This is a genomic window from Nocardiopsis yanglingensis (assembly GCF_045809185.1).
GTDB classification, from domain to species: Bacteria; Pseudomonadota; Gammaproteobacteria; order Xanthomonadales; family Xanthomonadaceae; genus Stenotrophomonas; species Stenotrophomonas yanglingensis.
On record NZ_JBJNRH010000021.1, the window covers coordinates 26,008 to 49,373 of the forward strand.

The 23,366-nt window shown below is 67.8% G+C and carries 24 protein-coding genes, 1 pseudogene and 1 riboswitch; of the genes and pseudogenes, 14 read left to right on the forward strand and 11 right to left on the reverse strand.

Annotation, left to right across the window (positions count from 1 at the left end; translation table 11 throughout):
* Window positions 1-36: 36 nt before the first annotated feature.
* Window positions 37-516, reverse strand: a complete 480-nt coding sequence (locus tag ACJ7C5_RS19640) for an Lrp/AsnC ligand binding domain-containing protein (protein WP_004140558.1) — start codon at window positions 514-516, stop codon at window positions 37-39.
* 149 nt (window positions 517-665) lie between these two features.
* Between ACJ7C5_RS19640 and ACJ7C5_RS19645 the strand changes: the two genes are divergently transcribed.
* Both ACJ7C5_RS19645 and alr read left to right on the forward strand, forming a co-directional pair.
* Complete coding sequence (locus tag ACJ7C5_RS19645) at window positions 666-1,970, forward strand: D-amino acid dehydrogenase (RefSeq protein WP_032128742.1); 1,305 nt, start codon at window positions 666-668, stop codon at window positions 1,968-1,970.
* Window positions 1,949-3,016 (forward strand): alanine racemase, encoded by a 1,068-nt coding sequence (gene alr / locus ACJ7C5_RS19650; protein ID WP_412704847.1) that lies wholly within the window; start codon window positions 1,949-1,951, stop codon window positions 3,014-3,016. The genes ACJ7C5_RS19645 and alr overlap by 22 nt, the downstream gene beginning before the upstream one ends.
* Window positions 3,017-3,144: 128 nt before the next feature.
* Here alr and ACJ7C5_RS19655 read toward each other — a convergent pair whose 3' ends face one another.
* Window positions 3,145-3,711, reverse strand: coding sequence for a DUF3016 domain-containing protein (locus tag ACJ7C5_RS19655; protein WP_088023925.1), 567 nt, complete (start codon window positions 3,709-3,711; stop codon window positions 3,145-3,147).
* Between the two features lie 244 nt (window positions 3,712-3,955).
* Here ACJ7C5_RS19655 and ACJ7C5_RS19660 point away from each other — a divergent pair, with 244 nt between their 5' ends.
* Together ACJ7C5_RS19660 and ACJ7C5_RS19665 are read left to right on the forward strand one after the other, a co-directional pair.
* On the forward strand, window positions 3,956-5,944 hold the full coding sequence (locus ACJ7C5_RS19660; protein WP_412704848.1) for a hybrid sensor histidine kinase/response regulator: 1,989 nt from the start codon (window positions 3,956-3,958) through the stop codon (window positions 5,942-5,944).
* A gap of 43 nt (window positions 5,945-5,987) precedes the next feature.
* Window positions 5,988-6,278: a DUF3247 family protein gene (locus tag ACJ7C5_RS19665; RefSeq protein ID WP_119007517.1), complete on the forward strand. Its 291-nt coding sequence runs from the start codon at window positions 5,988-5,990 to the stop codon at window positions 6,276-6,278.
* A 162-nt stretch (window positions 6,279-6,440) separates the two neighbouring features.
* Here ACJ7C5_RS19665 and ACJ7C5_RS19670 read toward each other — a convergent pair whose 3' ends face one another.
* Complete coding sequence (locus ACJ7C5_RS19670) at window positions 6,441-6,704, reverse strand: hypothetical protein (RefSeq protein WP_005407925.1); 264 nt, start codon at window positions 6,702-6,704, stop codon at window positions 6,441-6,443.
* 157 nt (window positions 6,705-6,861) lie between these two features.
* Between ACJ7C5_RS19670 and ACJ7C5_RS19675 the strand changes: the two genes are divergently transcribed.
* Genes ACJ7C5_RS19675 through ACJ7C5_RS19685 form a run of 3 tightly spaced genes read left to right on the forward strand, consistent with a single transcriptional unit; the run spans window position 6,862 to window position 9,304 of the window.
* A complete protein-coding gene (locus tag ACJ7C5_RS19675; protein ID WP_043398893.1) occupies window positions 6,862-7,926 on the forward strand; it encodes a class I SAM-dependent methyltransferase in 1,065 nt (354 codons plus the stop codon).
* Window positions 7,923-8,624: a pseudouridine synthase gene (locus tag ACJ7C5_RS19680; RefSeq protein ID WP_126928779.1), complete on the forward strand. Its 702-nt coding sequence runs from the start codon at window positions 7,923-7,925 to the stop codon at window positions 8,622-8,624. The genes ACJ7C5_RS19675 and ACJ7C5_RS19680 overlap by 4 nt, the downstream gene beginning before the upstream one ends.
* Window positions 8,621-9,304, forward strand: coding sequence for an HAD family hydrolase (locus ACJ7C5_RS19685; protein ID WP_412704849.1), 684 nt, complete (start codon window positions 8,621-8,623; stop codon window positions 9,302-9,304). The genes ACJ7C5_RS19680 and ACJ7C5_RS19685 overlap by 4 nt, the downstream gene beginning before the upstream one ends.
* Window positions 9,305-9,447: 143 nt before the next feature.
* Here the strand turns inward: ACJ7C5_RS19685 and fabB are convergent, their stop codons facing one another.
* Both fabB and fabA read right to left on the reverse strand, forming a co-directional pair.
* Complete coding sequence (fabB, locus tag ACJ7C5_RS19690) at window positions 9,448-10,656, reverse strand: beta-ketoacyl-ACP synthase I (RefSeq protein WP_412704850.1); 1,209 nt, start codon at window positions 10,654-10,656, stop codon at window positions 9,448-9,450.
* A complete protein-coding gene (fabA, locus tag ACJ7C5_RS19695; RefSeq protein ID WP_005407930.1) occupies window positions 10,656-11,171 on the reverse strand; it encodes a 3-hydroxyacyl-[acyl-carrier-protein] dehydratase FabA in 516 nt (171 codons plus the stop codon). Before fabA ends, fabB begins: the two co-directional genes overlap by 1 nt.
* Here fabA and ACJ7C5_RS19700 point away from each other — a divergent pair.
* Window positions 11,170-11,361 (forward strand): hypothetical protein, encoded by a 192-nt coding sequence (locus ACJ7C5_RS19700; protein ID WP_141137970.1) that lies wholly within the window; start codon window positions 11,170-11,172, stop codon window positions 11,359-11,361. The genes fabA and ACJ7C5_RS19700 overlap by 2 nt on opposite strands.
* A 1-nt stretch (window position 11,362) precedes the next feature.
* Window positions 11,363-12,433, forward strand: coding sequence for a DNA polymerase IV (gene dinB / locus ACJ7C5_RS19705; RefSeq protein WP_412704851.1), 1,071 nt, complete (start codon window positions 11,363-11,365; stop codon window positions 12,431-12,433).
* A gap of 306 nt (window positions 12,434-12,739) precedes the next feature.
* Here dinB and ACJ7C5_RS19710 read toward each other — a convergent pair whose 3' ends face one another.
* Both ACJ7C5_RS19710 and ACJ7C5_RS19715 read right to left on the reverse strand, forming a co-directional pair.
* Window positions 12,740-13,651, reverse strand: coding sequence for an MBL fold metallo-hydrolase (locus tag ACJ7C5_RS19710; protein WP_412704852.1), 912 nt, complete (start codon window positions 13,649-13,651; stop codon window positions 12,740-12,742).
* Between the two features lie 85 nt (window positions 13,652-13,736).
* Complete coding sequence (locus ACJ7C5_RS19715) at window positions 13,737-14,375, reverse strand: NAD(P)-dependent oxidoreductase (protein ID WP_412704853.1); 639 nt, start codon at window positions 14,373-14,375, stop codon at window positions 13,737-13,739.
* Window positions 14,376-14,483: 108 nt separating this feature from the next.
* Here ACJ7C5_RS19715 and ACJ7C5_RS19720 point away from each other — a divergent pair, with 108 nt between their 5' ends.
* The 3 genes from ACJ7C5_RS19720 (at window position 14,484) to gph (ending at window position 16,922) form a co-directional block, all read left to right on the forward strand.
* Window positions 14,484-15,413, forward strand: a complete 930-nt coding sequence (locus tag ACJ7C5_RS19720) for a LysR family transcriptional regulator (RefSeq protein ID WP_019338000.1) — start codon at window positions 14,484-14,486, stop codon at window positions 15,411-15,413.
* Window positions 15,410-16,201: a class I SAM-dependent methyltransferase gene (locus ACJ7C5_RS19725; protein WP_412704854.1), complete on the forward strand. Its 792-nt coding sequence runs from the start codon at window positions 15,410-15,412 to the stop codon at window positions 16,199-16,201. Before ACJ7C5_RS19720 ends, ACJ7C5_RS19725 begins: the two co-directional genes overlap by 4 nt.
* A 64-nt stretch (window positions 16,202-16,265) precedes the next feature.
* Window positions 16,266-16,922 (forward strand): phosphoglycolate phosphatase, encoded by a 657-nt coding sequence (gene gph, locus ACJ7C5_RS19730; protein ID WP_412704855.1) that lies wholly within the window; start codon window positions 16,266-16,268, stop codon window positions 16,920-16,922.
* A gap of 141 nt (window positions 16,923-17,063) precedes the next feature.
* Here the strand turns inward: gph and btuB are convergent, their stop codons facing one another.
* Window positions 17,064-18,905 carry a TonB-dependent vitamin B12 receptor gene (gene btuB, locus ACJ7C5_RS19735; RefSeq protein ID WP_412704856.1) on the reverse strand — a complete coding sequence of 614 codons (1,842 nt, stop codon included), beginning with the start codon at window positions 18,903-18,905 and terminating at the stop codon, window positions 17,064-17,066.
* 115 nt (window positions 18,906-19,020) lie between these two features.
* Window positions 19,021-19,243: riboswitch (cobalamin riboswitch) on the reverse strand.
* 132 nt (window positions 19,244-19,375) lie between these two features.
* Between btuB and ACJ7C5_RS19740 the strand changes: the two genes are divergently transcribed.
* Complete coding sequence (locus ACJ7C5_RS19740) at window positions 19,376-19,954, forward strand: histidine phosphatase family protein (protein ID WP_004140776.1); 579 nt, start codon at window positions 19,376-19,378, stop codon at window positions 19,952-19,954.
* Between the two features lie 90 nt (window positions 19,955-20,044).
* Here ACJ7C5_RS19740 and ACJ7C5_RS19745 read toward each other — a convergent pair whose 3' ends face one another.
* Window positions 20,045-20,407, reverse strand: a complete 363-nt coding sequence (locus tag ACJ7C5_RS19745) for a TfoX/Sxy family protein (RefSeq protein WP_032128727.1) — start codon at window positions 20,405-20,407, stop codon at window positions 20,045-20,047.
* Complete coding sequence (locus ACJ7C5_RS19750; protein ID WP_004140850.1) at window positions 20,404-20,886, reverse strand: GAF domain-containing protein; 483 nt, start codon at window positions 20,884-20,886, stop codon at window positions 20,404-20,406. The genes ACJ7C5_RS19745 and ACJ7C5_RS19750 overlap by 4 nt, the downstream gene beginning before the upstream one ends.
* A 68-nt stretch (window positions 20,887-20,954) precedes the next feature.
* Here ACJ7C5_RS19750 and bioD point away from each other — a divergent pair, with 68 nt between their 5' ends.
* A complete protein-coding gene (gene bioD, locus ACJ7C5_RS19755; RefSeq protein ID WP_097048430.1) occupies window positions 20,955-21,638 on the forward strand; it encodes a dethiobiotin synthase in 684 nt (227 codons plus the stop codon).
* Between the two features lie 159 nt (window positions 21,639-21,797).
* On the opposite strand, the pseudogene ACJ7C5_RS19760 reads toward bioD, so the two are convergent.
* Window positions 21,798-23,213: pseudogene (locus ACJ7C5_RS19760) on the reverse strand (aminotransferase-like domain-containing protein); the annotation flags it as partial.
* Window positions 23,214-23,366 lie beyond the last annotated feature (153 nt).

Sequence of the window (23,366 nt, forward strand, 5' to 3'; positions counted from 1 at the left end):
CACAGCGGGCTCTGACCCCATCCTGCTGCAAACGCCTCAATCCGGAATCGGCAGGCTCAGCGTCTCCTTCACCTCTTCCATCACGATGTAGCTCTTCGACTCACGTACATGCGGCAGCGTCAGCAACGTGCTGCCGAGCAGCTTGCGGTAGGAGGCCATCTCGCTGATCCGCGCCTTCAGCAGGTAATCGAAATCGCCCGACACCAGGTGGCACTCCAGTACGTTCGGCAACTTCAGCGCCGCGCGCCGGAACTCCTCGAAGATGTCGCCGGACTTGTAGGCCAGGCTGATTTCCACGAACACCAGCAGGCTGGCCTTCACCGCCGCCGGGTCGAGGTGGGCGTGGTAGCCGGTGATCACCGCTTCTCGCTCGAGCCGGCGCACGCGCTCGGTGCATGGCGTGGTCGACAGGCCGACCCGCTCGCCCAGTTCGGTGAAGGAGATACGGCCCTCGGCCTGCAGGATGCGCAGGATCTTGCGGTCGATCTTGTCCAGTTCGCGGGTACGGGTGGCCATGGCCGTCAACCTTGGGGAATGAATTGCAGGAGAACATCCTGCCGGTTGATTGCAAATCAGGCAAATCAACTGGTATTGGCTGTCTATACTTCCCCAATTATGGTCCCGGCACGCTCCAGTGCAGGGAATGATCGGGTTGGAGAAGTCCCATGCGAGTCCTAGTTCTCGGCAGCGGCGTGATCGGCACCACCAGTGCCTGGTACCTGCGACAGGCCGGGTTTGAAGTCACGGTCATCGACCGCCAACCCGGCCCGGCGCTGGAGACCAGCTTCGCCAATGCCGGCCAGCTGTCGTTCGGCTACACCTCGCCGTGGGCGGCACCGGGCGTGCCGAAGAAGGCGATCGGCTGGCTGTTCGAGAAGCACGCGCCGCTGGCGATCAAGCCGGGCATGGACCTGGCTCAGTACCGCTGGCTGTGGCAGATGCTGCGCAACTGCACGCATGAGCGCTACGCGATCAACAAGGCGCGCATGGTGCGCATGTCCGAGTACAGCCGCGACTGCCTGAACGAGCTGCGGGCGCAGATCGGCATCGAGTTCGAAGGCCGCGACCTGGGCACCACCCAGCTGTTCCGCACCCAGCAGCAGCTGGATGCCTCGGCGCAGGACATCGAGATCCTGGCCCAGTACGGCGTGCCGTACGAGGTGCTGGACCGCGCCGGCATCATCCAGGCCGAACCGGCCCTGGCCCATGTCGATGGCCTGGTTGGCGCGCTGCGCCTGCCGCGTGACCAGACCGGCGACTGCCAGCTGTTCACCCGCCGCCTGGCGCAGATGTGCGTGGATGCCGGCGTCGAATTCCGCTTCGACCAGGACATCACCGGCCTGGAGTTCGATGGCGACCGCATCACCGGCGTGCGCATCGACGGCAAGCTGGAAACCGCCGACCGCTTCGTGGTCGCACTGGGCAGCTATTCGCCGGCGCTGGTGGCATCGCTGGGCATGCGCCTGCCGGTGTACCCGCTGAAGGGCTACTCGCTGACCCTGCCGATCACCGACCCGGCGATGGCGCCGACCTCGACCATCCTCGATGAGAGCTACAAGGTGGCGGTCACCCGTTTCGACGACCGCATCCGTGTCGGTGGCATGGCCGAAGTGGCCGGCTTCGACCTGTCGCTGTCGCAGCGCCGCCGCGAAACCCTGGAACTGGTGGTCAGCGACCTCTACCCGAAGGGCGGCGACCTGTCGCGCGCGCAGTTCTGGACCGGCCTGCGCCCGGCCACGCCGGACGGTACGCCGGTGATCGGCGCCACGCCGTTCCGCAATCTGTATCTCAACACCGGCCACGGCACGCTGGGCTGGACCATGGCCTGCGGCTCGGGTCGCTACCTGGCTGACCTGATGAGCGCGCGCCAGCCGCAGATCAGCACCGAAGGCCTGGATATTTTCCGCTACGGCCAGTACGGTCACGCGCCGCAACAAGAGAACCGCACATGCGTCCTGCCCGCGCGCTGATCGATCTGGGCGCCCTGCGCAGCAACTACCGGCTCGCCCGTGAACTGGGCGGTGGCAAGGCCCTGGCGATCATCAAGGCCGATGCCTATGGCCACGGCGCAGTGCGCTGTGCGCAGGCACTGGAAGGCGAGGCCGATGGCTTCGGCGTGGCCACCATCGAAGAGGCACTGGAGCTGCGCCAGGCCGGCATCGGTGCGCCTATCCTGCTGCTGGAAGGCATCTTCGAGCCCAGTGACATGGCGCTGGTGGCCGAGCATGACTTCTGGTTCGCCGTCGGTTCGCCGTGGCAACTGGAGGCCGTCGCTGCGTTCGACAGCCCGCGCCCGCTGACGGTGTGGCTGAAGCTGGACAGCGGCATGCATCGCCTCGGCCTGGACGTGGACAGCTTCCGTGCCGCGCATGCGCGCCTGTCGGCGCTGCCGCAGGTCGAGCGCATCGTGCTGATGACCCACCTGGCACGTGCCGATGAGCTGGACAGCGAACGCACCCACGAACAGGCGGCGACCTTCGCGCGCGCCATCGACGGCCTGCACGGCGAGACCAGCGTGTGCAACTCGCCGGCGCTGCTGGGCTGGCCGGATGTACGCAGCGACTGGGTCCGCCCGGGCCTGATGCTGTACGGCGCCAACCCGCTGCCGGACAACACGGCACTGACCGAGCGCCTGCGCCCGGTGATGACGATGCAGTCGAAGGTGATCGCCGAGCGCTGGATCGAGGCGGGTGAGCCGGTGGGCTATGGCGCGCGCTTCGTGGCCAAGGCACGCACCCGCGTGGGCGTAGTCGCGCTGGGTTACGCCGATGGCTATCCGCAGTTCGCACCGAATGGCACGCCGGTGCTGATCGATGGTCAGCCCGGAGCCCTGATCGGCCGCGTGTCGATGGACATGCTGACGGTCGACCTGACCGCGCATGCGCAGGCCGGCATCGGCAGCGTGGTGGAACTGTGGGGTTCGGCGCCGACGCTGTCGGAGCTGGCGCCGCGCTGTGGCGTGAGTGCGTACCAGCTGCCGTGCGCGGTCAAGCGGGTGGCGAAGGTGTACGTGTAGAGCCGAGCCCACGCTCGGCTTCGGTAGCCGCCGACCCTGGTCGGCGCCGTGAATGCGTGTCGACCAAGGTCGACACCTGCCGATGGGCCCAACGCGCAGTGGTCGCCCGGTACGGGTGCCGTGGCGGTCTAACGCGCAGCGGTCGCCTGGCTGGTCAGCTGGCGCTTCACCCAGTCATCGATCAGGCGCTTCTCGTAGCGCAGCGGATCACTGTCGCTCTTCAGCCCCAGGTTGTGCAGGTAGCCGGTATCGCTGAGGCGCGCATCGCCCTCGCTGACGATACGGCCGCTGGCGTCCTTCAACGTGTACTGCAGGCTGATCCGTGGCGGGTAGATGTCGCGCATGATCCGGATGTCGCGCCCACGCGGGCCGTGCCAGGGCTCGTAGTCACCGGCGCGCTTGATGTCGACCAGCGTCACGTCCAGGGTCTGCCCGGGCTGCAGCGGCTTGGCAGCGGTGGTCTGCACGTAGCGGGCCAGCTGCTGTACCCAGTCACCGCGTTCGGCCTCGAAGCGGTTGCTGCTCTGGCGGATCTCGGTGAATTTGGCCGGATCGTCCCACTTCACGCTGACCGGGCCATTGGCCTGCAGCGCACGGGGCGCATCCGGATCGGTGACGGCGCGCGGCGCGGCGTTCGCGCTGCCCGCCATGAGGGCGCCTGCCAGCAGCAGGGCAGTGGCCAATGAGCGGTTCATGACGGTCTCCTGCGCCCCTTCGATGGGGACGATACGGTTTACAGATCGAGTGTGATCCCGCTTTCCAGTCGCCGCAACGGCCGATTGCGTCATTCGCAAGAGTGGTTGCCGCCAATTCATCGTCGTCAACCATGACTGACGGCGCTTGACGCTGTGAATACGCGCTTTGGAAGATGCTGTGCTTCCAATCCGGCCTGCACAGACGCCCTTGTCCACACTGCCGCCCCTCGTGGAGCGCCCACCGATGATGGTGCCAGCGCCCGAACCCGACCTGCATCATGGCGTGCTTGAGCGCATCAACGCCGGTTTCTGCGTGATCCAGGTGCTGTTCGAGGGCGATCGCGCCGTGGACTACCGTTTCATCGAGGTCAACGATGCGTTCGAGCGTCACACCGGCCTGAAGGACGCGCGTGGCCAGCGCATGACGGCGCTGGAGCCGGGCCACGAGCAGGACTGGTTCCGCATCTACGGCGAGGTCGCACGCAGTGGCCGCCCTGCCCAGTTCGAGATGGAAGCGCGCGCGCTGGGCCGCTCGTTCGCGGTTGACGCGGTGCGCGTGGGCCGTCCGGGCGAAGACAAGGTCGGCATCCTGTTCTTCGACATCACCGCACGCAAGCAGATGGAAGTGGAACTGGGCGAAAGCGAAGCCCGCTTCAGCGCGCTGGCCGACGGCCTGCCGATGCCGGTGTGGGTGCTCGACGAGCGCGGCCATGCCCGTTTCGTCAACAGCGCTTTCAGTGAGTTCTTCGGCGGCGACGAAACACGCGTGCCGGAAGATGTCTGGCGCGGCCTGGTGCATCCGGATGATGCATCGGTGTTCGAGTATGAGCTGCAGGAAGCACTGAAGGCGCAGCGGTCGATGCATGCGCTGGTGCGGGCCCGACGCGCCGATGGCGAGTGGCGCTGGCTGGAGATGAACGCACGCCCGCGCTTCTCGCGGATGGGCCGCTTCATCGGCCTGGCCGGCAGCAGCCCGGACGTGACCGAACGACGTGAGATCGAGCTGGCGCGCGAGGAACTGCTGCAGTCCGAGCGTGCCGCGCGCAGCGCTGCGGAAAACATGGCGCGGCTGAAGGATGAATTCCTGGCCACGCTGTCGCACGAGCTGCGTACGCCGCTGACCACCATCCTCGGTTGGAGCGAGCTGCTGCTGCAGCGCGTGGACAACACCAGCCCGCTGTACAAGGGCCTGAATGTGATCGCCAACAGCGCCGGTGCGCAGAAGCGGCTGATCTCGGACATGCTCGACCTCAGCAGCATGCTGCTGGGCAAGGTGCAGCTGGAGGTGGAGATACTGGACCTGCGCGACCTGCTGGGTGAAGCCATCGGCGCGCAGGAGCTGGTCGCCGAAGGCAAGGCGCTGGACGTGAGCCTGCTGCTGCCGGAGCAGCCCAGCCTGGTGCTGGGCGATGCCACCCGCCTGCAGCAGGTGTTGTGGAACCTGCTGTCGAATGCGATCAAGTTCACCCCGGCCGAAGGCCGCATCGACCTGCAGCTGCAGGCCGACGGCAACCACTGGGTGATCACCGTGCGTGACACCGGCGACGGCATCGCGCCCGAATTCCTCAATCACCTGTTCAGCCGTTTCCGCCAGGCCGATGGCACCACCACGCGCCGTCATGGCGGCCTCGGCCTGGGCCTGGCGATCGTGCAGCAGCTGGTCGAACTGCACGGTGGCACTGTCACCGCCGCCAGCGAGGGCCATGGCCACGGCGCAACCTTCACCGTGCGCCTGCCGCAGCACATTCCCGATGCCGAGCGGCGCCCGCTGCGCGAGGTGATCAGAGGGCAGATCCTGGAGCCGGTGATCGTCGAGCCTTATCCGCTGCGGGGCATGCACGTGCTGGCGGTGGAAGACCAGCCGGAAGTGCTGGAGTACCTGCGGCGCATGCTGGAAGAGCAGGGCGCGAGCGTGTCGGCCGCCAGCTCGGCCGGTGAAGCGCTGGCGCTGCTGGCCGATACCGGGCACCTGCAGTACCACGTGATGCTGACCGACATCGGCATGCCGGGCATGGATGGCTATGGTCTGGTGCGCACGCTGCGCGAGGACATGGGCGTGGATGCCATGACCCTGCCTGCGGTAGCCGTGACCGCGCTGGCGCGTGCCGATGACCGGCGCCGAGCGCTGGCGTCAGGCTTCCAGGAACATGTCGCCAAGCCGTACTCGGTGGCACAACTGGTGGCTGCGGTACGCAAGGTGCAGGTGCCACGCGCGGACAGCGCGCTGCACTGAGCATTCACGGCCGATCGGCGACCCTGCATGCAGGAGGTCGCCGATGTCCCGCATAGCTCCCCGCATCCATACCGATCCGGCGCAGATCGCGCGCCTGGAAGCCCTGCTGCCCCAGCTGGAAGGCGAAACGCAGGTGGAACTGACCCTGCACGATGGTCGCCGCCTGCTCGGCACCGTGGCGGTGAAACCGACGGTGCAGCAGTACCGCAACGAAGCCGGCGACGAAGGCAGCAACGGCCAGTTGCGGCTGGACGACTACGACACGCCGGTGCAGCAGCACCACGTGTGGCTGGACGAAATCGCCAGCATCCGCAGGTTGCCGCCCAGAGTCTGACGGCAACCTGCCAACCCCATCCACGCATGGCGTGGATCTACTGGAAAGAGGGCCACGCATGGATGTGCGTGACCTCGTCATCGGCTAGGCCTCACGCCATCCGCGCATGGCGTGGCCCTACCGCAACCTCTGGTAGAGCCACGCCATGCGTGGCTGCTGCGCTCAATGCTCGAACAATGTCGGCGTCGCCTCGAACCGCCGCGCGTAGGCGCGTTCTTCCGCCACCCGGGCCACCTCGTCATCGGCCAGGTCCGGTGCGCCGTACACCGCATAGGCCACGCTGCCGTCGGCGCCATGACCGACCTGGTGCAGCCGGTAGCGCGAGTGGCCGCCGCCGGTGTCCTCGGGGTAATGCACGGGCGGATGGCTGCCTTCCAGGTCCATTTCACTGTTGTCGACCACGCCACCGACGAACAAGGCTCGCATGCAGGTTCTCCTGGGTTTCCGGGGGAGCCTCTACCCTGAACGTTTCAATGTTGCTGGCAGATCAAGGCCCCGTTCGGGTTTCGCAAAGCGGCATACCGGGGCCTGCCCGGCCAAGCCGGTACAATGGACGGCCCTCACGCTTGAAGTACCCGCGCCGATGGCCTCCAGCGACGACGCCCCCCTGCAGACCCTGTTCCTGCCGTTCTCCCAAGGCGCCCTGCGCTGGCCGGAGGGCCCGGTGGCCTTCCTGCGTGCCCGCGACGGCTGGCCGCTGCGCGAAGCGGCCGGCAACCGCGAGGTGCACTGCGAGCAGAGCTTCGCCCCGTTCGCGCAGCCGCTGCAGCAGGCCGCCGGCTGGACCGTCAGCGGCCAGCTGGATGATGTGGCCGGCAAGGGCCGCTACCCGCTGGTGCTGGTGCTGCCGCCGCGCCAGCGTGAAGAAGCCCGTGCGCTGTTCGCCCGCGCGCTGGCGCTGGTCGCCGACGGCGGCCGCATCGTTGCCTGCCAGTCCAACAACGAAGGAGCGCGCTCGGGTGAGGGCGATCTGAAGCAGCTGACCGGCCTGGGTGGCAGCCTGACCAAGAACCATTGCCGCGTGTACTGGACCGCCCCGATGCAGGGCCAGCACGACGCCGACCTGGCCAAGCGCTGGTCGGCACTGGACGCGGTGCGGCCGATCGTCGGCGGCCGTTTCCTCAGCCGCCCGGGCGTGTTCGCCTGGGACCGCATCGATCCGGCGTCGGCGCTGTTGGCCGAGCACCTGCCGGCCGACCTGGCCGGCCGCGCCGCCGACCTTGGCGCCGGCTACGGCTATCTGTCGCGCGAGCTGCTGGAGCGTTGCCCGAAGATCACCGCGCTGGACCTGTACGAAGCCGAGCAGCGCGCGCTGGCACTGGCCGAGCTGAACCTGGCACCACCGCCGCGCCCGCTGCCGCTGCGCTTCCTGTGGCAGGACGTCACCGCCGGCATCGAGCCGGGCTACGACGTGATCATCAGCAACCCGCCGTTCCACACGCCCTCGCGCGCCGATCGCCCGGACATCGGCCAGCGCTTCATCGCCGTGGCCGCGCAGGCGCTGCGCCCGGGCGGACGCCTGTACGTAGTGGCCAACCGCCATCTGCCGTACGAGTACACGCTCAACGAGAGCTTTGGCGCAGTGCGTGTGATCGCCGAGCGTGATGGCTTCAAGCTGGTGGAAGCGGTGAAGGGGAAGGGCAAGTGAAGCTGGTCAAGCTCATCGCCAACCTGGGCTATGGCAGCCGCAAGCAGGTGCAGTGGATGTTCCGCGAAGGCCGCGTTACCGACGCCGACGGCGAGGTGCTGTACGCCGACGACCAGGTGCCGCACGAGGCGATCCGGGTTGATGGCGAGCCGCTGGACCCGCCGGTGGGCCTGTCGATCGCGCTGCACAAGCCGGCCGGCTACACCTGCTCGACCAAGGACACCGGCCGCCTGATCTACGACCTGCTGCCGCCGCGCTTCCGCGACCGCGACCCGGTGCTGTCCACCGTGGGCCGCCTCGACCGCGAGACCAGCGGCCTGCTGCTGCTGACCGACGATGGCAGCCTGCTGCACCGGATCATCTCGCCGAAGTCGAAGCTGCCGAAAGTCTATGAGGTCGAGTTGAGCGACGACCTGCGCGGCGACGAGGTAGCGCTGTTCGCCAGTGGCACGCTGATGCTGGAGTCCGAGAAGACGCCCCTGCTGCCGGCTGAACTGGAAGTGCTGGATGCGCGTCGCGCGCGCCTGGTGCTGCATGAAGGCCGCTACCATCAGGTGCGCCGCATGTTCGCCGCCACCGGCAACCACGTGCAGGCCCTGCACCGCAGTCGTGTTGGCGGGCTGGACCTGCAGGGACTGGACGAGGGGCAATGGCGGCAGCTCACCTCCACCGACCTGGATACGCTGTTCGCTCCATGACCACCATCGCTGCGCTGCCGTTCCTCCCCGACGCCGTCATCTTCGACATGGACGGCCTGATGATCGACAGCGAGCGGGTCTCGCTGGCCTGCTGGAGCGAGGCCGCCGACGAGTTCGGGCTGGGCCTGGACGAGGCGGTGTTCCTGCGCATGGTCGGCCTTGGCGACCGTGACACGCACGCGCTGCTGCGCGCGCAGGGCATCGAGGACGGTGTGATCGACGCAGTGGCGGCACGTTGCCATGAGCTGTACGAAGCACGCACGCAGACCGGGCTGCCGCTGCGGCCGGGCATCCTGGAGCTGCTGGAGCTGCTGAAGGCAAATGCGGTACCGCGTGCGGTGGCAACCACCACGCGGCAGCCCCGGGCCAACCGCAAGCTGGCCGCTGCTGGGCTGCTGCCGTACTTCGATGCCGTTATCACCAGTGGTGATGTGGCGCGGCCGAAGCCGGCGCCGGACATCTACCTGCTGGCCGCGCAGCGGCTGGGCCAGGCCCCGGAACGCTGCCTGGCGCTGGAAGACTCACCGGCCGGTACGCGCGCGGCATTGGCGGCCGGCATGACCGTGATCCAGGTGCCGGACCTGGTGCATCCGGATGAAGAACTGCGCGCGCTGGGCCACCGCATCGTCGGCTCGCTGGTGGATGCGCACGCACTGCTGCTGCCGCTGCTGCCGAGGTAACGGTGGGTGCCGACCGTTTGTCGGCACTCTTTACTGCTTTGGTGGGTGCCAACCTTGGTTGGCACGCTTTTCAATGCAGCCGAGCATGGCTCGGCTCTACATCCGTCGGTGGGTGCCGACCGTTGGTCGGCACACCAGCCCAGTCACACCCGCCCGAACACCAGCGCGGCGTTGGTGCCACCGAAGCCGAAGCTGTTGGACATCACCGTATCCAGCTTCTGATCGCGGCTCTCACGCAGGATCGGGAAGCCCTCCACCTTCGGGTCCAGTTCGCCGATGTTGGCCGAACCGGCGACGAAGCCATCGCGCATCATCAGCAGGCAGTAGATCGCCTCGTGCACGCTTGCCGCACCCAGCGAATGGCCGGACAGCGCCTTGGTCGAGGACAGCGGCGGCACCGCATCGCCGAACACTTCGCGGATCGCATTGAGCTCGGTGACGTCGCCCAGCGGCGTGGAGGTGCCGTGGGTGTTGAGGTAGTCCAGCGGGCGATCGACGCCCTGCAGCGCCATCTTCATGCATCGCACCGCGCCTTCGCCGGACGGGGCGACCATGTCGGCGCCGTCGGAGGTCACGCCATAGCCGATCAGCTCGGCATGGATGTGCGCGCCGCGCGCAACGGCGTGGTCGTAATCCTCCAGCACCAGCATGCCGCCGCCACCGGCGATGACGAAGCCGTCGCGGTCCTTGTCGTACGGACGCGAGGCGCTGGCCGGGGTCTCGTTGAAGCTGGTCGACAACGCGCCCATCGCATCGAACATCACGCTCATCGACCAGTGCAGGTCTTCACCGCCACCGGCGAACATGATGTCCTGCGCGCCATGGCGGATCATGTCCGCGGCGGCGCCGATGCAGTGTGCCGAGGTCGCGCAGGCGGCCGACAGCGAGTAGCTGACGCCCTTGATCTGGTAGGCAGTGGCCAGGCAGGCCGAGACCGTCGAGCACATCGTGCGCGGCACCATGTACGGGCCGACCTTGCGCACACCACGTTCGCGCAGCAGGTCGACCGCGCCGATCTGCCATTCGCTGGAGCCGCCGCCGGAACCGGCGATCAGGCCGGTGCGCAGGTTGCTGACCTGCTCGGGGCTGAGCCCGGCATCGGCGATGGCATCGCGCATGGACAGGTAGGCGAAGGCCGCCGCATCGCTCATGAAGCGCTTCTGCTTGCGGTCGATCAGCGCCTCCAGATCGAGGTCGACACGACCGCCGACCTGGCTGCGCAGGCCCGCTTCGGCGTGGTCGGCCAGGGCGGTGATGCCCGAGCGCCCTTCACGCAGCGCGGTCGAAACGGTATCCAGATCATTGCCAAGGCAGGACGTGATGCCCATGCCGGTGATGACGACGCGACGCATCAGAAGCTCCCGGTTTCAGTGAACAGGCCGACGCGCAGGTCGCGCGCGCTGTAGATTTCACGGTCATCCACGTACATGCGGGCGTCCGACTGGGCCATCACCAGTTTGCGGTTGATGACACGGCTGATGTCGATCTCGTAGCGCACCAGCTTGGCCTCCGGCAGGACCTGGCCGGTGAACTTCACCTCGCCGCAGCCCAGTGCGCGGCCCTTGCCGGGGGCGCCCAGCCAGGTCAGGAAGAAGCCGGTCAGCTGCCACATGGCATCCAGGCCGAGGCAGCCGGGCATCACCGGGTCGCCGATGAAGTGGCAGCCGAAGAACCACAGGTCCGGGCGGATATCCAGTTCGGCGCGTACCATGCCCTTGCCATGCGGTCCGCCATCCTCGCGGATGTCGGTGATGCGGTCGAACATCAGCATCGGATCGTTGGGCAAACGGCCGGCGGCGGTGCCGAACAGTTCACCGCGTGCGCTGGCCAGCAGCTGTTCGCGGTTGAACGCGTGGAGACGGGTCATGAAGCACAATCCTGGAAGCGGGGAAACAGGGAAACAAGCGCTCGAGGATGCCCGTGGAAACTGCGCCGATCAAACATTTCAACCGTACGCAACCGTAGTGTTTTCAATGGAATACGCGCATCCTGTTGATGTGCAACGACCATACTTCGGCGTGTGGCCCGTTGTGCACGCCCCCGCCCTTTCCGCCTGACATGACCCGACTGCGCAAGATCATCCACGTCGACATGGACGCGTTCTACGCGTCGGTGGAGCAGCGCGACGATCCGTCACTGCGCGGCAAGCCGGTGGTTGTGGCATGGCGTGGCGCGCGTTCGGTGGTGTGCGCGGCGTCCTACGAGGCGCGCGTGTTCGGCGTGCGTTCGGCGATGCCGGCCGTGCGTGCCGAGCGCCTGTGCCCGGATGCGATCTTCGTACCGCCGGACTTCGCACGTTACAAGGCGGTGTCACAGCAGGTGCGCGGGATCTTCCTGCGCCACACCGACCTGGTCGAGCCGCTGTCGCTGGACGAGGCCTACCTGGATGTGACCGAGCCGAAGAGCGGCATCGAACTGGCCACCGATATCGCCCGCACCATCCGTGCGCAGATCCGCGAGGAGACGAACCTGACCGCTTCAGCCGGGATCGCGCCAAACAAGTTCCTGGCCAAGATCGCTTCGGACTGGCGCAAGCCTGATGGCCAGTTCGTGATTCCGCCGCAGCGGGTGGATGCGTTCCTGCTGCCGCTGCCGGTGAACCGCGTGCCCGGCGTCGGCAAGGTGATGGAAGGAAAACTTGCGGCGCGTGGCATCGTCACCTGTGGCGATCTGCGGCAGTGGGCCTTGATCGATCTGGAAGAGGCGTTCGGCAGCTTCGGCCGCAGCCTGTACAACCGCGCACGCGGCATCGACGAGCGGCCGGTGGAGCCGGACCAGCAGGTGCAGTCGATTTCCTCGGAGGACACCTTCGCCGAAGACCTGCCGCTGGAAGACCTGGGCGAAGCGATCGTGCAGCTGGCGGAGAAGACTTGGAATGCCACGCGCAAGACCGAACGCGTCGGCCACACCGTGGTGCTGAAACTGAAGACCGCGCAGTTCCGCATCCTCACCCGCAGCTTCACCCCGGAGCGCCCGCCGGAATCGATGGAAGAACTGCGCGACATCGCCCTGGCCCTGCGCGCCCGCGTCGACCTGCCGGCAGAGACCCGCTACCGCCTGGTGGGTGTCGGGCTTGGTGGGTTCCGTGAGAAAGAGCCGGTGGTGCAGGGGGAATTGTTCGAGCACTGATCATTGCCGTGCCGACCAACGGTCGGCACCCACCAACAGCAGCAGGTTCCACCATCAGCAGCAGGCTCCACCATCAGCAGCAGGTTCCGACAGATAGCGGGAAACTGTCGAAGGCGGGGTGGGTCCGGTTGCGGGGGCGTGAGCGCCATGGATGGCGCGACCGAGCCTCCATGGACGGATTCACGGCGTCCCCCGCAACCGGACCCACCTCGCCATCCCACGGATAGCCAGCTGCTGCTGTTGCTTCGGCTGTTGCTGTTGCATTGAGCGGGTGCAGGGCGCAGCCCTGCAAAAGAAACTCCTACCTCATGGCCACTGCATCTCGCCCTTGGCCACCTTCGCACTCAGCTCCAGCGACGCCACGCCGTCCAGCGTCGGATAACGTGCCTGCATCGCCTTCACCAACGCCGCACTGTCCTTCGCCTTTGCCGCCTCAACGTCGAACGCACGGATGTAGTCCGCGGTGAACCGCAGCGCACTGGCATCCAGCGCCGCGCCCGGCGCGTAATGCCCCGGCACCACCACCTTCGGCTTCAGTGCCTGCAGCCGCTGCAGGGTCTGCAGCCAGTCGGCATGTGATTTCGGCGTCTGCGTATCGGCCATCCACACGTGCTCGCCGGCCACCACCGGAATGCCACCGACGATCGCGCGCAGCGACGGCACCCACAGCACCGTGCGATCCGGGGTCGGGCCATCCAGGCCGATCAGCGGCAGGCGCTGGCCTTCCAGCTGCAGGGCATCGCCGTCCAGCACCTGCGGCACCACGATGCGCGCCGGCACGTCGGCACCCATCTTCGGCCCCCAGTAGGCCAGCTTGCCGGCCTGGGTCTGCTGGATGTGGGCGACGGTCTGCGCGGTAGCGACGATGCGTGCCTGCGGGAACGCGTCCTGCAGGGTGGCCAGGCCGAAGTAGTAATCCGGATCGCCGTGGCTGATGTAGATCGTGGTCAGCTGCTTGCCGCTGGCACGGATCAGCTCGACCAGCTTGCGCGCGTCACTGGCACCAAACTGCGCATTGACCAGGATCGCGTCGTGGCGGCCTTCGATCAGCACCGAGGACACCGAGAACATCGCCTGCGGGCCGGGATGGAAGGTCTGCAGGTGCAGCTGGGATTTCGTTGCCGTGGCCGGGGCAGCGGCGGCCGGCGCGGCCAGCAGCGGCGCACTGGTGAAAGTGGCGGCCAGGGCGAGGGGAAGCAGCAGGGCAGCGGTACGCATGGGAATTCCTTGTGGCGGACGGCGAGCCGAGCGTGGGCCTGGCTCTACAGGTGGGTAGCGCCGGGCCATGCCCGGCGGCCTGGCATCAGTACGCCGCGGTGATGATCTGCTTCGGATACGCGTGCGCTTCCAGCTCGGCGACGAACGCCGCGCCGTAGTCGGCGTAGCTGATGCGGCTGTGGCCGCTGGCATCGGCCAGGAAGGCCTTGGCCTGCACGCGGTACTGGCCGCGCTCTTCACCCGGGCCGATTTCCGCGGCCGGCGAGAAGAAGGTCCAGTCCAGGTCGTCCACCGCCTGCAGGCGGTTGAACGCCTCACGGTGGGCCAGCGCGTACGGCTTGTAGGCCTCCGGGAAGTTGGGGGTATCGACCAGCTGCACGCCGGGTGCGACTTCCAGGCTGCCGGCACCACCGACCACCACCAGGCGCGGCACGCCGGCCTTGCGTGCGGCGGCAGCCAGCTGCGCGGCGACCTCGCCGACGCGGCCGATGTCATCGCCCGGGCGCGGGCCGTAGGCACTGGCCAGCACGTCGTGGCCGGCGATGGCGGCGACCAGCGCGTCCTGGTCATCCAGCGAAGCGATCACCGGGTGGGCGCCGGCCAGTTCAGCCGGAAGGTCCTGTGCGCTGCGCACGATGACGGTGAGTTCGTGGCCGCGGGCCAGCACGTGGCGGGCGATCTGGCGGCCGATGTTGCCGGTGGAACCAACGAGGGCGATCTTCATGGCAGGACTCCGTGGGGCGGTGTGGGGTGGGAATGGGGCCACTCTAGGCTGCTGTAGTTGATCGAAAAACAGCGTATAACGCGCTTGTTTGTTGCATGGATCGAGCATATGGACCGATTGACCGCCATGACCGTGTTCGTCGAGGTCGCCGAGCGCGGCAGCCTCACCGCCGCCGCCGAAGTGCTGGACATGTCACGGGCGATGGTCAGCCGCTACCTGGCAGAGGTCGAGGGCTGGCTGGGTGCGCGCCTGCTGCACCGGACCACGCGTCGGATCAGCCTGACCGGCCCCGGTGAGGCGGCGCTGGCGCGCTTCCGGCAAATGCTGGCGATCGGCGAAGAACTGCAGGGCGAGCTGGCCAGTGATGATCCCGAGCCGCACGGCACGCTGCGGGTGACCGCCAGCGTCTCGTTCGGGCAGAGTCACCTGGCCCGGGCGGTGGCCGGCTTTGTTGCGCGTCATCCGGCGGCACGCATCGAGCTGCTGCTGGTCGACCGCACCGTGAACCTGGTGGAGGAGCGGGTGGACCTGGCCGTGCGTATCGCGCGCCAGATCGACCCCAGCCTGATCGCACGGCGGCTGGCCACCTGCCGCTCGGTGCTGTGCGCGACGCCGTCCTACCTGCAGGCGCGTGGTACACCGACCGCCCCGGAGCACCTGGCCGCGCACAACTGCCTGACCCACCATTACGTCGGCAAGAGCCTGTGGCAGCTGCACCGCGATGGGCGTTCGCTGTCGGTGGCGGTGGGCGGCAACATCAGCGCCAACGAGGCCTCGCTGCTGCTGGAGGCGGTGCGCGCCGGCGCCGGCATCGCCATGCTGCCGACCTACCAGGTGGCGCCGCTGCTGCGCAGTGGTGAGCTGATCGAACTGCTGCCCGAATTCAGTCTGGACGAACTCGGCATTCATGCCGTGTACGCATCACGGCGCCAGCAGCCCGCTATCATGCGGCGATTCCTGGATTTCCTGGGCGAGTGTTTCGCCAGCCCGGCCTTCCAGGATCTGGATTGGCGCCCACCGGGCAAGGAGAACACATGAACCATGGACAGGCCTTGATCGACCACAACCGTGCTGCCTGGGACCGCCAGGCCAGCGAAGTGCGCGAATGGTCGCGCCCGGTGGAAAGCTCAACGATTGCCGCCGCGCGCGAGGGCCGCTGGCAGGTACATCTGACCCCGCGCGCGCTGCCGCTGGACTGGTTGGGCGATGTGCGCGGCCGCCGCATCCTGTGCCTGGCGTCGGGCGGTGGACAGCAGGCGCCGGTGCTGGCGGCGGCCGGGGCAGACGTCACCGTGTTCGACCTGTCCGATGGGCAGCTGGAACAGGACCGCAGGGTCGCTGCGCGCGATGGCCTGCAGCTGCGCACCGTGCAGGGTGACATGCGCGATCTGCACGTATTCGCCAACGACAGTTTCGATGTGGTGTTCCACCCGATCTCGAACCTGTATGTGCCTGATGTGCGCCCGGTGTGGACCGAATGCCGCCGCGTGCTGGCACGCGATGGCATGCTGATGGCCAGCTTCTACAACCCGGTGCTGTTCGTTGGTGCGCGCGATCCGCAGCTGGATGCACAAGGCCTGATCCGGCCGAAGTACGCCATTCCCTATTCGGACCTGGAAGACCTGGCGCCGTCCGAGCGCGAGGCGAAGCTGGCCCGTGGCGACGCGCTGACCTTCGGCCACAGTCTGACCGAACTGATCGGTGGTCAGCTCGATGCCGGCTTCGTCATCGATCGCTTCATGGAAGACTGGCAGCCGCAGCCGCGTTTCCTGATCGACCGCTATCTGCCCACCTTCCTGGCCACCCGCGCGCGCCGCATCGGTTGAAGCGGATCGGCGCAAAAACCAGCGGCGTACAATGGACGGCCCCACGTCATGCAGGTGCCGTCCCTTGTCGTATCCCTATCCGCTGGTCGTGTTCGACCTCGATGGCACGCTGGTCGACAGCGCCGCCGATATCGCCGAAGCACTGAACCGCACGCTGGAGGACATCGGCGTGGCACGCGTGCCGGAAACCACGGTGCTGGGCTGGATCGGCGACGGTGTGCGCCGCCTGGTCGAACAGGCCGTGCATGCCGCTGGTCGTGAGGTCGACCTGGCCGAAGTGATGCCGGTATTCATGGTGCACTATCGCGAATGCCTGCTGCGCAGCCCGCGTCTGTTCGATGGCGTGGGTGAAGCGCTGGCGCAACTGCGTGCACGCAACGTGCCGCTGGCGATCTGTACCAACAAGCCCGAAGCGCTGGTGCCGCCGCTGCTGCAGCACCTGGGCATCGGTGATGCGTTCGCGCTGGTGCTGGGCGGCGACTCGCTGCCACAGCGCAAGCCCAGCGGTGAGCCGCTGCGGCACATCGCCGCGCACTTCGGGCTGCCGGTGGACGCCTGCCTGATGGTGGGCGATTCGTTGACCGACTACCGCGCCGCCGAAGATGCAGGGATGCCGATCGCGCTGGTGCGTTACGGCTATCCGCGCGGCCTGGACCTGGCCACTGCGCATGCGGTGGCGGTGATCGACGACCTGCGTGAACTGCCGGGGTTGCAGGACTGATGCAACGGATAACGCCGGTCGCCGGGCAGTGATCCGGGCCGACGCAAGGGGTAGTGCCGGCCGCTGGCCGGCAACCCCGGGGACGTTGCCGAAGGTCATGATGTTTGCCGCCCCCCGCCCGCCCAAACAAAAACCATGCGGTCACTTCGGCTGGTAACGCACGCTCAGCTGGTACTCGCGACCAGGCTGGTTGAACCACGCCACCGTCTCGTAGCGGCGGTCGAACACGTTGGCGGCACGCGCCAGCAGCGACCACTCCGGCGTCAGCGCGTATTCGGCGCGCAGGTCCAGCGTGCCGTAGCCGCCGACCTTCACTGCGTTGGCGGCATCGTCATAGCGCTTGCCCGCACCCTGCACGGTCAGGCCGGCGCGGAAATCACCGAAGCGGCGATCAATGTCCAGGCGCGCGGTCTGCTGCGCGCGGCGCGGCAGCCAGTTGTCGAACTGGGTGCTGCCATGGGTGCGGTTGCGCGGGTCGGTGTAGCTCAGCTGCGCATTGATGTCGAAGCCGGCCAGCAGCACGCCACCGGTCAGCTCGGCACCACGGATGCGCGCCTTCTCCACCTGCTGCATTTTCATCGTGGACGCATCGTAGGTGATCAGGTCATCGATGCGCGTTTCGTACACGTCCAGGCCCCAGTGCCAGCCTTGGCCCTGCTGCGAAACACCGAGGTTGGCGCTCTTGGACTTCTCCGGGTTCAACGTCGGCACGCCGCTCCACGGGTCGTACAGGTCGCTGAAGGTCGGTGCCTTGAACGCCGTGCCGTAGCTGGCATTGACGCGCAGGCCGTGGCCCAGCTCCATGGCCCAGCCAACGCTGCCGGTGGCGTGATTGCCGAACTGCTGGTTGTCGTCGTTGCGGGCACTGACCTGCAGCTGGTGGCGGCCGAAGCGGCCCTGGTACTGCACGAACACGCCGGTGTTGCGGCGGCTGTCGACCAGATATCCGGCGCTGCTGCCATCCAGGTTGTCTTCGCTCCAGTCCACGCCGGTGCTCAGCAGCTGACCCTCGGCCAGCGTGATGTCACCCTGCAGCGAGGCGCTGTCGCGATGGGTCTGAGCACTGCCGAACACACCCGGTGCGCCGAAGTTGTCCGACTCGTTGTCGCTGCGGCCGACATTGGCGGTGAATGCCAGGCGTTCGGACGGGGTGTAGCGCACCTTGCCGGCCAGGACCTGCTGGCGGGTTTCGGAGTAGTTGTAGTAACCGTCGTAGTGGTTCTTGCCGTCGGCGCGCAGCGCGCTGCCTTCCACGTTCCACTGGTCGTTGAAGGTGTAGCCGCCACGCAGGCTCTTGGACAGGTTGCGGTAGCCGTCGCGGTCTGGCTCGTCGGCGAAGCAACCGGTGAACAGCGTCGCCGAGCCACGGCAGGCATCGATGCCATCGGAATGCTGGTAGGCGATGTCGGCGCCGAACCAGCCGCGCTCGGTGCCACCACCGATGCCGCCGCTGGCTTCACGCAGCCCGTTGCTGCCACCACCGAGCTGGAAGTGCGGGGCGAAATCGCCCTGGTTGCGGCGGGTGAAGATCTGGATCACGCCGCCGATGGCGTCTGCACCGTACAGGCTGGACTGCGGGCCGCGTACGATTTCGACGCGTTCGATCTGCGCCAGCGGCAGGTCCTGGTACATGGCCAGGCCGAGGTCGGCACTGTTGATGCGCACGCCATCGACCAGCACCACGGTGTGGCCCGAGTTGGTGCCGCGCAGGAACAGCGAGCTCTGCTTGCCGAGGCCGCCGGAGTTGGTCAGGTTGATGCCGGCACGGCCGCGCAGCAGTTCCTGCAGCGACGTAGCCTGGCTGGATTCGATCTGCGCGCGGTCGATCACCTGCGCCGGCGCGATGCTGTCCTGCAGGGCGATGGGGGTGCGGGTGGCGGTGACCAGGATCTGGTCGAGCGCGGTGGTGTCATCGGTGGCCTGGGCCAGCGCGGGCAGGGCGGCCAGCACGGCCAGGGACAGCATTCGGGACTGCAGCTTCATGGGGGACTCCAGGTGCCACGCACGCCCGCGTGGCGAAGGGGAAGAGCCGCGAAGGCAGGCACGCGCCGATGCCGCAGCACAGGCCGCGATCATCCAGCGCCATGCCCACCGCATCGCGACCTTAGGCTTCCGGGCCGGTCTCCGGGCTCGCCGCCAGGTGGCGCGAGGCCACCGTCCAGGCGCCTTCCCATGCCTGCGGCACAGTGGCGGTGTTGCCTGGAACTGACGTGCTTACCGTTGCGGGGGCAGCGCCGGCATGGCGTGGAAACACGCGTCACCGGCTTCCCGTTTCAACCTGCCGGCCATGGCCGCAGGTCACCTGGAAGTGCGCGCAGTCTACGGCATCGCAGGCAGCGCGTAGCGTCGAGCTTGCTCGACTGCCCTTAGAATGGCCCCTCAGATCCCGTGGTGCCGTTGCCGATGTCCGCCCGTTTTCCGTTGTACCTGCGTCGCCCGCATGGGACGCACGCATGATCCTCGACCTGGTCCGCCACGCCGGCAATGGTCGCGATGAATTCCTTGATGGCCGCAGCGATCCGCCGCAGCTGGCCCGCCTGCCACAGGAACTGGTCGAGGCCTACGCCGCGCATCCCTGGGAGCGGGTGATCAGCTCGCCGCGCCTGCGCTCGCTGCACACCGCCATGGCACTGGCCACCCCGCGCGGGCTGGACGTGGACGCGGACGAGGAATGGGAAGAGCTGGATTTCGGTGATTGGGACGGGCAGTCGCTGTTCGACCTGCCGGAGGATGCACTGGCGGCCTTCCATGCCGATCCGCATGCATTCCCGCCGCCGAACGGTGAAAGCTGGGGCCACTTCGAGCGGCGCATCGCGCGCGCGCTGGATCGCCTGCTCGATGATGACGACCCGGTGCCGACGCTGGTGGTCAGCCATGGCGGCCCGCTGCGCATGGTGCTGTCGCAGGTCTGTGGCCTGCCGATGTCGCTGTGCTGGGCATTGCGCATCGACCACGGCACCCGTCTGCGGGTGTGGCTGGAACGCGGTGAGGTCGGGCTGGTGGGCGAGCTGCTGGAGCTGCAGCAGCCGTAACCGATCGGTAGTGCCGGCCGCTGGCCGGCAGCTGCACGATCTTTGCAACGTTCCTGAGGTTGCCGGCCAGCGGCCGGCACTACCAGGCCGTCAATCCTCGTCCGCGCGCTCGGCCACGCTGTCCTCAGCGTCATCGTCGGCATCGAAGCGCTGCTCATGTACCGGGCCCGAGGCCGGGCCGGCCGCTTTCAACGGATGCGCGGCGATGCGCGCTTCGTAATCCTGCACCAGCGCCTCACGCTGCGGCTCGCTCAGTTCCTGCCAGTGGCAGTCCAGCAGTGCGCCTTCCAGTGAGTACAGCAGGTTCAGGCTGGGCTTGAAGCCCGCGCGCTTGACCTTGACAAAGGCGCCCACGGCACCGATCGCAACCAGGTCTTCGCGGCTGCGCAGGCCGACCTGGCGCAGCCACGCCGCACTCTTGGGGCCGATGTTGCGCAGCTTCGGTGCGCTCATCCCAGCGCCTCGACGAACACGCGGGCGATGGCTTCCAGGCCGGCCTGGTCATCGGCATCGAAGCGGCCGACCTTCGGGCTGTCGATGTCGAATACGCCGATCAGTTCATCGCCGCGCAGCAGCGGCACCACCAGCTCCGAACGCGAGGCCGAATCGCAGGCGATGTGGCCGGGGAAGGCATCGACATCATCCACGCGCTGGGTCACGCGCTGGCTGGCAGCGGCACCGCACACGCCCTTGTCCAGGGGGATGCGCACGCAGGCCGGCAGGCCCTGGAACGGTCCGACCACCAGCTCTTTGCCGTCGTACAGGTAGAAGCCCACCCAGTTCAGGTCGGGCAGGGCGTGGTAGACCAGTGCGGAGAGGTTGGCCGCGTTGGCGATGCGGTCGGACTCGGCGTAGACCAGGCCACGGGCCTGTTCCAGCAGCTGGGCGTATTGTTCCGGCTTGCTGCCGGTGAGCGAGGCATTGGCGAACATGCCCGCAGTCTAGCAAGCGCGCCGGGCCGGCGATAATGCACGCTCTGTTGCCCCGTTGGAGCTTGTCGATGCTGTTGCCTGCCACGCTGCCGCCTGCCCTGTTCGTCACCGGCACCGATACCGAGATCGGCAAGACCGCGGCCAGCACCGCGCTGCTGCATGCGCTGCGCCGGCGCGGCCTGCGCGCGGTGGGCATGAAGCCGGTGGCCAGCGGCAGCGAAGACCTGGGTCAGGGCCTGCGCAACGAGGATGCATTGGCGCTGCAGGCGGCCAGTTGGCCGGTGCCGGACTATGCCGACCTGAACCCGTATGCGCTGCGGCAGCCGCTGGCACCGGAGCTGGCCGCTGCCGAGGATGGCGTGCAGGTGGAGTTGGCGCCGATCGTGGCCGCGTTCGCACGATTGCGCGCGCAGGCCGATGTCGTGGTGGTGGAGGGCGTTGGCGGCTGGCTGGCGCCGGTCTCGGCCACGCTGGACCAGCTGGACCTGGTACGTGCACTGCGGCTGCCAGTACTGCTGGTGGTGGGCATGCGACTGGGCTGCGTCAACCATGCTCGGCTGACTGCGCAGTCGCTGCAGGCCAGCGGCGTGGAGTGCCTGGGCTGGATCGGCAACCACATCGACCCGGCGATGCAGCGCCAGGACGAGAACATCGCGACGTTGCAGCAGCGCCTGCCGATGCCGTGCTGGGGACGGCTGCCGCATCTGCCGGGTGCGAATGGCGAAGCGCTGTCGGCGCATCTGCTTGAGTGATCCTGGGTAGTGCCGGGCGCGGGGCGGGCACAACCGACCCCCCGCGCAACCCCGGTTTGCCGCCACCCGCCCGCCCAACCCAGCTGCAGCCGCCAGCTCCCTCGCAATCCCACCCAGTCGCTCCACCGCGCCGATGAAGCGCGCATCCAGCGTCTGGCAGCACGACAACCGCAGGCAGTGGCGGTAGCGAGCGCCGCGCGAATACACCTGGCCGGGCATGAACACGATGTCCTCCTGCAGTGCACGCTCGAACAGCTCGCGCGTGTCCACGCCCGGCAGTTCCAGCCACAGCAGGAATCCGCCCTGTGGCTCGGTGGCACGGGTGCCGGCCGGGAAGTGTTCGGCCACCAGCTGGCGCAGCCGCCCGACCTGCTCGCGGTACAGCCGGCGCATGCGGTGGAGATGGTGCTCGTAGCTGCCCGCTTCCAGATACGCCGCCACCGCGTCGCCCAGCAGCTGCGGTTCGCCACCGGTGGACTGGAATTTCAGCAGCGCGATGCGCTCGGCGAAGCGGCCGCCATCCAGCCAGCCGATGCGGTAATCCGGTGCCAGTGTCTTGGAGAAACCTCCGACCACCATCACCCAGCCGTCGCGATCAAACGCCTTCAGCAGCGGTGCCGGCGGCTCGCAGAACTGCAGTTCTGCGTACACCGCATCTTCGATCAGCGGCAGCTGGCGCGCGTTGACCAGTTCGGCCAGGCGTTGTTTGGCGGGTGTCGGCATGGTGCAGCCCAGCGGGTTGTGCACGGTCGGCATCACCACCAGTGCGGCCAGCGGCGTGTGCTCCAGCATCGATTCCAGTGCATCGACATCCAGGCCGTGCTGCGGGTGGGTGGGCAGTTCGATGGCCTGCAGGCCGAGGTTGGCCAGCAACGGGTAGAGGTTGAAGTAGGACGGCGCCTCGATGCCGACCGCATCACCGGGCTGGGTGACCGCGCGCAGCGCTAGCTGCAGGGCCTCCATCGCACCGTGGGTCAGCAGCAGGCGTTCGCTGTGGGTATGCAGGCCCATGCGCGGGCCACGTCGCACGATCTGGGCCAGCAGCCGCGGCGAACCGTTCGGTCGCGCATAGGTCTCCACCGTCTGCTGGCCGTGGCGCAGCACCTGCGCGGTATGCCGGGCCAGCTGCGCGCCGGGATAGAACTGGCGTCCACGCGGACCGGCAAAGGCCAGATCGATCACACCGGGGCGGCGTTGTGCCTCCAGCACGCGGGCCATGAGCACCTGCTGCAGCGGCGCGGTGGGCGCGGACGGGGTGTCGCGCAGCGAACGTTCCGGCACCGACAGCCGCGGCGCGACCTCGAAGCCGGCCTTGGGCCGCGGAATGACCAGGCCGGCGTCCTCCAGCTGGCGATAGGCGGCAATTACCGTGTTGAGGCTGAGCCTGCGTTGTGAGGCCATCTGCCGCAGCGAGGGCAGGCGGCTGCCAACCGGAAGGCGACCGCCGTGAATGGCCTCGGCCAGTTCGTCGGACAGCCGTTGGTAGCGGGGTGGGATCATCGCGCTCTGGTCATCTGTATCCATCGAACTGCCCGCCATCTGGTGCTGTACCCATGATGATGGCGAGCCTAGCATGTCGTTGTCGGCCGGGCCTGATCGGGGTGCGGCCGATACTTTCGAAACGCACGGCTGGATGGCCGTGCGTTTTTTTTGTGCAGGTAGTGCCGGGCGCGGGGCGGCGCACACCCCCGCCGGGACGGCGGGGGGTTCGGCCCCCCGGCGGCCCGC